The sequence below is a fragment of the Collimonas fungivorans genome (assembly GCF_028292705.1).
Lineage (GTDB): Bacteria > Pseudomonadota > Gammaproteobacteria > Burkholderiales > Burkholderiaceae_D > Collimonas > Collimonas fungivorans_B.
In genome coordinates, this window is record NZ_JAQGLV010000218.1 from 36,973 (window position 1) to 43,787 (window position 6,815).

Consider the following 6,815-nt stretch of genomic DNA (forward strand, 5'->3'; position numbering starts at 1 on the left):
GATCCTGTCATGCGCCGGATTATTTTACTGCGCCAATCGATTGCCCCTATTAAATTTCCACCTGGTCTCGCTGTTCGGTTTCTTTGATGTGGTGCGACGTCTGCGGCTTGATGAACAAGGCAACCACCGCCGGATGTTTTGCCAGCACGCGCTTTTCCAGTTCAATCACACAAGCTTCTATGTCAGGCGAACGGAATTCATCCGCGAATTCCAGGCTGAGCGCGGCCAGTATCTGCTGCGGCGCCAGGTGCACGGTGACCAGGTGATGGGCGTGCACCACGCCATCGACATCTCCCGCTATGCGCAAGATTGAATCAAGCGTACTCTGATGCGCGCTTTCGCCGATGAGCAAGCCCTTGGTTTCGCGCGCCAGTATCAGCGCGGTGGCCGCCAGCACAAGGCCGATCAGTATCGACGCGACGCCGTCCAGGACCGGAAGTTGCAGCGCGACCGAACAATACACGCCGATAAAAGCGATCAGCAATCCGACCAGGGCGGCGCTATCCTCCAGCAGCACGATGAAAGAAGGCGGATCCTTGCTGCGCCGGACCGCCCGGAACAGGCCGATGCCGGGCCTGCCTTGTTTGAACTTGCGCAGCGTGAACCACCATGAACTGCCTTCGAACAGGGCCGATAGCGCAAGCACTGCATAATTGACATGCACGTCCTCAATCGCTTGCGGGTGCAATATATGTGTCACACCTTCGTAGATGGATACCCCGGCGCCCAAGGTGAAAATCAGAAGTGCGACCACGAAACTCCAGAAGTAAATCTCGCGGCCATGGCCCAGCGGATGATCGCGGTCAGGCCCGCCGGCGCTGCGACGCATGCCATACAGCAGCAGGATTTCATTGCCCGTATCGACCAGCGAATGGATACCTTCGCTCAGCATGGCGGAACTGCCGGTCCAGGCCGCGGCCACGAACTTGGTGGCGGCGACCAGCAGGTTGCCGGCAAGCGCAACATAGATGATCGTGCGCGATGAATTTCCTGAGGGAACAGCCATGTTATTCCAAGAAATGCGTCCAAGAAATGCGTCCAAGAAAACGCGAGCGCTGAACCGGATGATATTCAGGCAACAGAACCTGGCTCCATTGCCGTTTCTACCGGTAGATGCCAATACGATATTGGATAACCGTGCTCCGGTCTGTACGCTAAGTAACAAAAAGACCGGGCAAAGACACGCAGCCGTTTTCCGGATAAAGTAGTTCGGGCGTTTCCCCACCATCACTTAACGGAGATCGTCATGAGTCAATACAAGATCGCAGTAGTCGTCGGCAGCCTGCGCCGCGATTCGTTCAACCGCAAGCTGGCCACCGCCATTGCCAAGCTGGCGCCGTCGGACTTTGTATTCGAGCAATTGCAGATCGATGACCTGCCCCATTACAACCAGGATGACGACGGCAACCAGGCGGCGCCGGTCAAGCGGCTCAAGGCGGCCGTCAGCGGCGCCCAGGGCCTGCTGTTCGTGACGGCCGAATATAACCGCTCGATTCCCGGTGTATTGAAGAATGCGATCGACCAGGCCTCCCGCCCCTATGGCCAGAGCGCCTGGAAAGGCAAACCTGCCGGCATCCTGGGAGTATCGGTCGGCGCCGTCGGCACCGCGCTGGCGCAACAGCATTTGCGCAATGTCCTCGCCTATCTGGATGCACCCACGCTGGGCCAGCCCGAGGCTTTCATCCAGGCCAAGGATGGCTTGTTCGATGACACCGGCAATATCGGCGAGGACAGCAAGAAGTTCCTCCAGGCCTGGATGGACAGTTATGTCGCCTGGGTAAAAACACACAACGCCTGAGTCAGGTCCTAGGCCGGAGCATGCAAAAGCTTGAGAAAACGGCGTTCGGCGACGCTCAGGCCTGACTTGCGGGGCGGCCGGTCCGGCGGCAGCCAGCGCGCCGGCGCGGCGCCCGTCAGCAACGCCAGCACCCGCGGATGGACGTAGGATTTGCGGCAGACGGCAACCGTATTGCCAAGGCGGCCGGCCACCTCGGCCAGCAACTGGTTCACGATCGCCTTGCCGGGATCGGGATTACCGCCGGTTGCAAGGCCGCGCCAGAGCTGCAAGGCGTGCACGCTGCCATGCCAGGTGCGGAAATCCTTTGCGGTGAATTCGCCGCCGCTGACGGCCTGCAGATACTCGTTCACATCCGCAGAGCCGACGCTGTGGACGACGCCGTCATCGTCCAGGTACTGGAACAATTCCTGGCCCGGCAGTATCTGGCAGCGCTTCACTACGCGTGCGATGCGTTTGTCCTCCAGCCTGACTTCGTGTGCAATCCCGCTTTTCCCGCGGAACCGCAGCCGCAGCTTGCTGCCGCTGACCGCAACATGGCGCTTGCGCAAGGTGGTCAGACCGAAGGAAGCATTGCTGCGCGCATACTCGTCATTGCCGACCCGCATCAGCGTCGTATCCAGCAAGTGCACGATTGCAGCCACCACCGTCCGATGTAAAACCTGTGCGCCGGCGAGCGCTTCCAGGTCGCGCGTTACATTGGCCCGGATGCGCGGCAAGGCGGCGCCGAAATCGGCCATGCGGTCGAATTTGGTCTCGTCGCGCGCCAGGCGCCATTGCGGGTGATAAAGGTATTGCTTGCGGCCACGCGCATCGCGCCCGGTGGCCTGGATGTGGCCGCGCGCCGACGGGCAGATCCAGACCGCGGCGTATGCCGGCGGGATAGCCAGCTTGCGGATGCGCTCCAGCTGCCGCGCATCGCTCACACGCATGCCGTCGGCCTGGCGGTAAGTGAAGCCCTTGCCTTTACGCAGGCGGCAGATGCCGGGAGTATCGTCGCTGACATATACCAGCCCGGGCGGCATTGTCCGCACTTCGCCGGCGGCAGCCTCGCCCATGCGACTCAGGCTCAGGCGCCGGCGCGGCGGCCGCCCAGCGCATGCTCCAGCTGCGCCTTGTTCATCTTGGAGCGTCCCTTGACGCCGCGCTGCTTCGCCTCATTGTAAAGTTGCGCGAAAGTGCGGCCGCCGGCGCCGCGATGCGAACGCAGGCCGCCGCGCCGGCCGGCCGATATGTCCCTCACCGACGAGCTGCTGGCCTGTTCCGCCTCGCCATGCTGCGCCCTTTCCTTGTTGACGGTGCGGGCGGCGATCTCTTCCGCCAGCTGTTTGCGTTTGCCGTGCTTGAGCAGGCTTTCCTTTATATGCGCGTACTGGCGTTCGCGCTTCTTGCTCCATGCATTTGCTGGCATGACAACTCCTTTCAAAAAAACTGAATGATTTTCCCCGGCGTCGATGACGGCACGCCGCCAGGATCCGATGCCCGATAAGTCACGTTATAAAACGTATCGCGCCTTGGATCGGTGCGTTATTCAACATTGCATTGAATCTTTTTCGCAGTAATGGCAAAACCAAAAGAAAGGAAACCTGTTTTCCGCGCGCTTTGTTGGCTAGCGTACAGATCATTCCGCACAGGCTTCCCATACTGAGAGCTCCAGCGGCAGCTGCCGGTTTGCAAAGTCATCTTGAATTAACAACGTTTTCCTGTAGCGCGAGGAGGTATTGCCATCGATCAATCAATCATCTGGTACCTGATCGTCGGCGCCTTGCTGTTGTCCATGGGCCTGATGGCTTCCCTGCTGGATCGCCTGCCGGTCAGCCCGGCCATGTTTTACCTGCCTGTCGGTTACATCCTCGGGCCTGCCGTGAGCGGCCTGATCAATGTCGCGCCCGCCCAGCACGCCGAATTGCTGACCACGCTGGCCAAGCTGGCGTTACTGCTGTCCCTGTTTACTGTCGGCCTGAAACTGCGCCTGCCGTTCCGCGACCACATCTGGCGCCTGCCGCTGCGGCTGGGCGTGCTGGCGATGCTAGTGACGATTCCGCTAGTGACGCTGGCCGGCCTGTTCATCTTCAATTTGCCGCTGGGCGCGGCAATCCTGCTGGGCGGCATCCTGGCGCCGACCGACCCGGTGCTGGCTTCCGACGTCCAGATCAAGCACGTCAGCGACCGCGACCGCATCCGCTACAGCCTGACCGGTGAAGGCGGCCTGAACGACGGCACCGCCTTTCCGTTCGTCATGCTTGGCTTGTCGCTGCTCGGCGTACCCGCGGCTGCCGCTTACACCAACGACTACACCATGCTGCATATCGCCTGGGGCGTGGTCGCGGGACTGGTCGGCGGCTGGTTCCTCGGCTGGCTGCTGGGACGCCTGGTAGTCGGCTTGCGGCGGCAGTTCCGATTGGCGCTGGGAATGGAAGAGTTCCTTGGCATCGGCCTGATCGCGCTGGCCTACGGCGCGACTGAGCTAGTCCACGGTATCGGCTTCCTGGCGGTGTTTGCCGCCGGCCTGGCGATGCGCCGCATCGAATCGACCAACAGCGGTCAGCAAGGAGTGGACCCCGATCAATCCCCGACCGTGTCGCATCTCCCCCAGGCGAGCGATAAGGAAGAAGTGGCGACCCATCCGGCCAAGGCTTCCGCCTACATGACGGAAACGGTGCTCGGCTTTAACATGCAGCTGGAGCAGTTTGCCGAATTCCTGATGGTGACCCTGACCGGCATCCTGCTGTCGCATATCGGCTTTTCGGCGGCAGGAGCACTGCTTGCCCTGCTGCTGTTTTTTGTGATCCGGCCGCTTTCGGTTGCGCTGGCCCTGGCAGGCGCCGACGTCACACCCCTGCAGCGGCGCCTGATGGCATGGTTCGGCATCAAGGGCATAGGCTCCCTGTATTACCTGGTGTTCGCGCTGCAATACCACTGGACCGCGCCCGACGGCTACCGCTCTGCTGCGCTGGCGCCGCACATCAGCTCGATGGTGTTGACGGTGGTGGCGATGTCGATCGTCATGCATGGCATTTCGTCGACACCGCTGATGGACATGTACCAGCGCCGCCGCCGGCGCTGAATCAGGCCAGGCCGGCTTGGCGGTAGCTTGCGGCTGGATGCCTGGCGGGCAAGGTAGGTTGACCTGCTTCGAACAATTTCTCGCGCAACGTGCCTTCTTCGTACTCCAGCTTGTAAGAGCCGCGCGCCTGCAATTCAGGGATCACCAGGTTGACGAAATCTTCGAAACTCTCCGGCGCCACCGTGCGCGTCAGGTTGAAACCGTCGATATCCGTATCTCTTACCCACGCCTCCAGCTGGTCCGCCACCTGTTGCGGCGAACCGACGATGGTCACATAACGGCCGCCCAGCGCCAGCTGATCGAGCAGCTTGCGCACCGTCCAGCCGGCGTCGGCCGCCGTCACCGCCTTGGCGGAAGACTGGATCGCGTTGCTGCTGGCCGGTTTGATGGCTTCATCGATGCCGTAAGCCGAAAAATCAAAACCGGTGCCGCTGGCAAAATGCGCCAGGCCCGCTTCCGGGTTGGCATGGCGGCAGTATTCGGCATATTTCTCGCGCGCCTCGGCGGCGGTCGGCGCAACGATCACGGAGATGCCCATGAAGATTTTCAGGTCATCGCGGCGACGGCCCGCCAGCTGCGCCTGGTCGCGCAAATCGCTGACCAGCTTGCGCGCGGCTTCCGGCTTCTGGCTGGAAATGAATACGCATTCAGCATGGGCCGCCGCGAACTGCTGGCCGCGGTCGGAAGCGCCGGCCTGGTACAACACCGGCGTACGCTGCGGCGACGGTTCGCTCAGGTGATAGCCATCCACCTGATAATGCTCTCCGCGATGACTGATGCGATGTACCTTGGCAGGATCGGCATATACCCTGCGCTGACGGTCGCGCAACACGGCGCCGTCTTCCCAGCTGCCTTCCCACAATTTGTACAGCACTTGCATGAATTCTTCGGCGCGCTCGTAACGCGCATCGTGTTCCGGCTGTTGGCTCAGGCCCATGGCGCGCGCTGCGCTGTCGAGGTAACCGGTGACGATATTCCAGCCTATCCTGCCGCGCGTCAGGTGATCCAGGGTCGACATGCGGCGCGCGAACAGGTACGGCGCTTCGTAAGTCAGGTTGACGGTGACGCCGAAACCGAGATGTTTGGTGACCGCGGCCATCGCCGACACCAGCAGCAGCGAATCGTTGACCGGCAGCTGTATCGATTCGCGCAAGGTGAGGTCGGCCGAGCCCTGATAGACGTCGTAGACGCCGACGATGTCGGCCAGGAACAGGCCGTCGAACTTGCCGCGCTCCAGCAGCCTGGCCTGTTCGGTCCAGTATTCGATGCTGGTGTAGTCGCTGGAGCGGTCGCGCGGATGGGTCCACAAACCATGGTTGATATGCCCTACGCAGTTCATGTTGAACGCGTTGAGGCGGATTTGTTTCTTCGGCATGTTCAGATGGCGCCGTGGCGCGGCGGATTTTTATTGTTCAGGTAATAGTTGCCGACAGCGTGATATTTCCAGCGCACCGGATCGTGCAAGGTGTGAGTGCGCGCATTGCGCCAGTGACGGTCGAGGTTATGCTCGGACAAGGTCGCCTGGGTGCCGGCCAGCTCGAACAGCTTGCTGCCGGCCGCCAGCGAAATTTCAGTCGTCAGCACGCGCGCTTCGGCTACTGCGATCGAGGCGGCGGCGACACTGTCAGCATCCGGCGCTGCTGCGGCACGGTCCACTGCTTCTCCAGCCAGCTCAAGCAAAGCTTCGGCGCCGGCCAGGCGCACCGCCAGGTCGCCGAACTCCCGCACGGTCAACGGATCGTCTATCGCACGCTCGACCTTGCTGTCGATCCAGGCGCGCGAACGCGTGCGCACGAATATCGCCGCGTCGTGCAGCGCCGCGCGGGCGATGCCGACATCGATTGCCGCATGCAGCAATTGCGCCACAGGTCCCAGCGACGTAGGACGTTCGAAGGCGCTCTGGAACGGCAGCACCTCCTCCGCCTCAACCCGCACATTGTCCAGCACCACCGA

At 61.8% G+C, this 6,815-nt stretch carries 7 protein-coding genes; 2 read left to right on the forward strand and 5 right to left on the reverse strand.

The window, feature by feature from the left end; all coding sequences use genetic code 11:
• Positions 1-49: 49 nt before the first annotated feature.
• Positions 50-1,006 (reverse strand): cation diffusion facilitator family transporter, encoded by a 957-nt coding sequence (locus JWQ61_RS12440; RefSeq protein WP_304360804.1) that lies wholly within the window; start codon positions 1,004-1,006, stop codon positions 50-52.
• 240 nt (positions 1,007-1,246) lie between these two features.
• Between JWQ61_RS12440 and JWQ61_RS12445 the strand changes: the two genes are divergently transcribed.
• Positions 1,247-1,798 (forward strand): NADPH-dependent FMN reductase, encoded by a 552-nt coding sequence (locus JWQ61_RS12445; RefSeq protein WP_304360805.1) that lies wholly within the window; start codon positions 1,247-1,249, stop codon positions 1,796-1,798.
• An 8-nt stretch (positions 1,799-1,806) separates the two neighbouring features.
• Here JWQ61_RS12445 and JWQ61_RS12450 read toward each other — a convergent pair whose 3' ends face one another.
• Positions 1,807-2,853 carry a DNA topoisomerase IB gene (locus tag JWQ61_RS12450; RefSeq protein ID WP_304360806.1) on the reverse strand — a complete coding sequence of 349 codons (1,047 nt, stop codon included), beginning with the start codon at positions 2,851-2,853 and terminating at the stop codon, positions 1,807-1,809.
• Positions 2,854-2,864: 11 nt separating this feature from the next.
• Complete coding sequence (locus tag JWQ61_RS12455; protein ID WP_304360807.1) at positions 2,865-3,206, reverse strand: plasmid stabilization protein; 342 nt, start codon at positions 3,204-3,206, stop codon at positions 2,865-2,867.
• Between the two features lie 342 nt (positions 3,207-3,548).
• Here JWQ61_RS12455 and JWQ61_RS12460 point away from each other — a divergent pair, with 342 nt between their 5' ends.
• Positions 3,549-4,862 (forward strand): cation:proton antiporter, encoded by a 1,314-nt coding sequence (locus JWQ61_RS12460; RefSeq protein WP_369684893.1) that lies wholly within the window; start codon positions 3,549-3,551, stop codon positions 4,860-4,862.
• Between the two features lies 1 nt (position 4,863).
• Here JWQ61_RS12460 and JWQ61_RS12465 read toward each other — a convergent pair whose 3' ends face one another.
• On the reverse strand, positions 4,864-6,237 hold the full coding sequence (locus tag JWQ61_RS12465; protein WP_304360809.1) for an LLM class flavin-dependent oxidoreductase: 1,374 nt from the start codon (positions 6,235-6,237) through the stop codon (positions 4,864-4,866).
• Positions 6,238-6,239: 2 nt separating this feature from the next.
• Positions 6,240-6,815: acyl-CoA dehydrogenase family protein (locus JWQ61_RS12470; RefSeq protein ID WP_304360810.1), on the reverse strand; the 576-nt coding region annotated here is incomplete at its 5' end.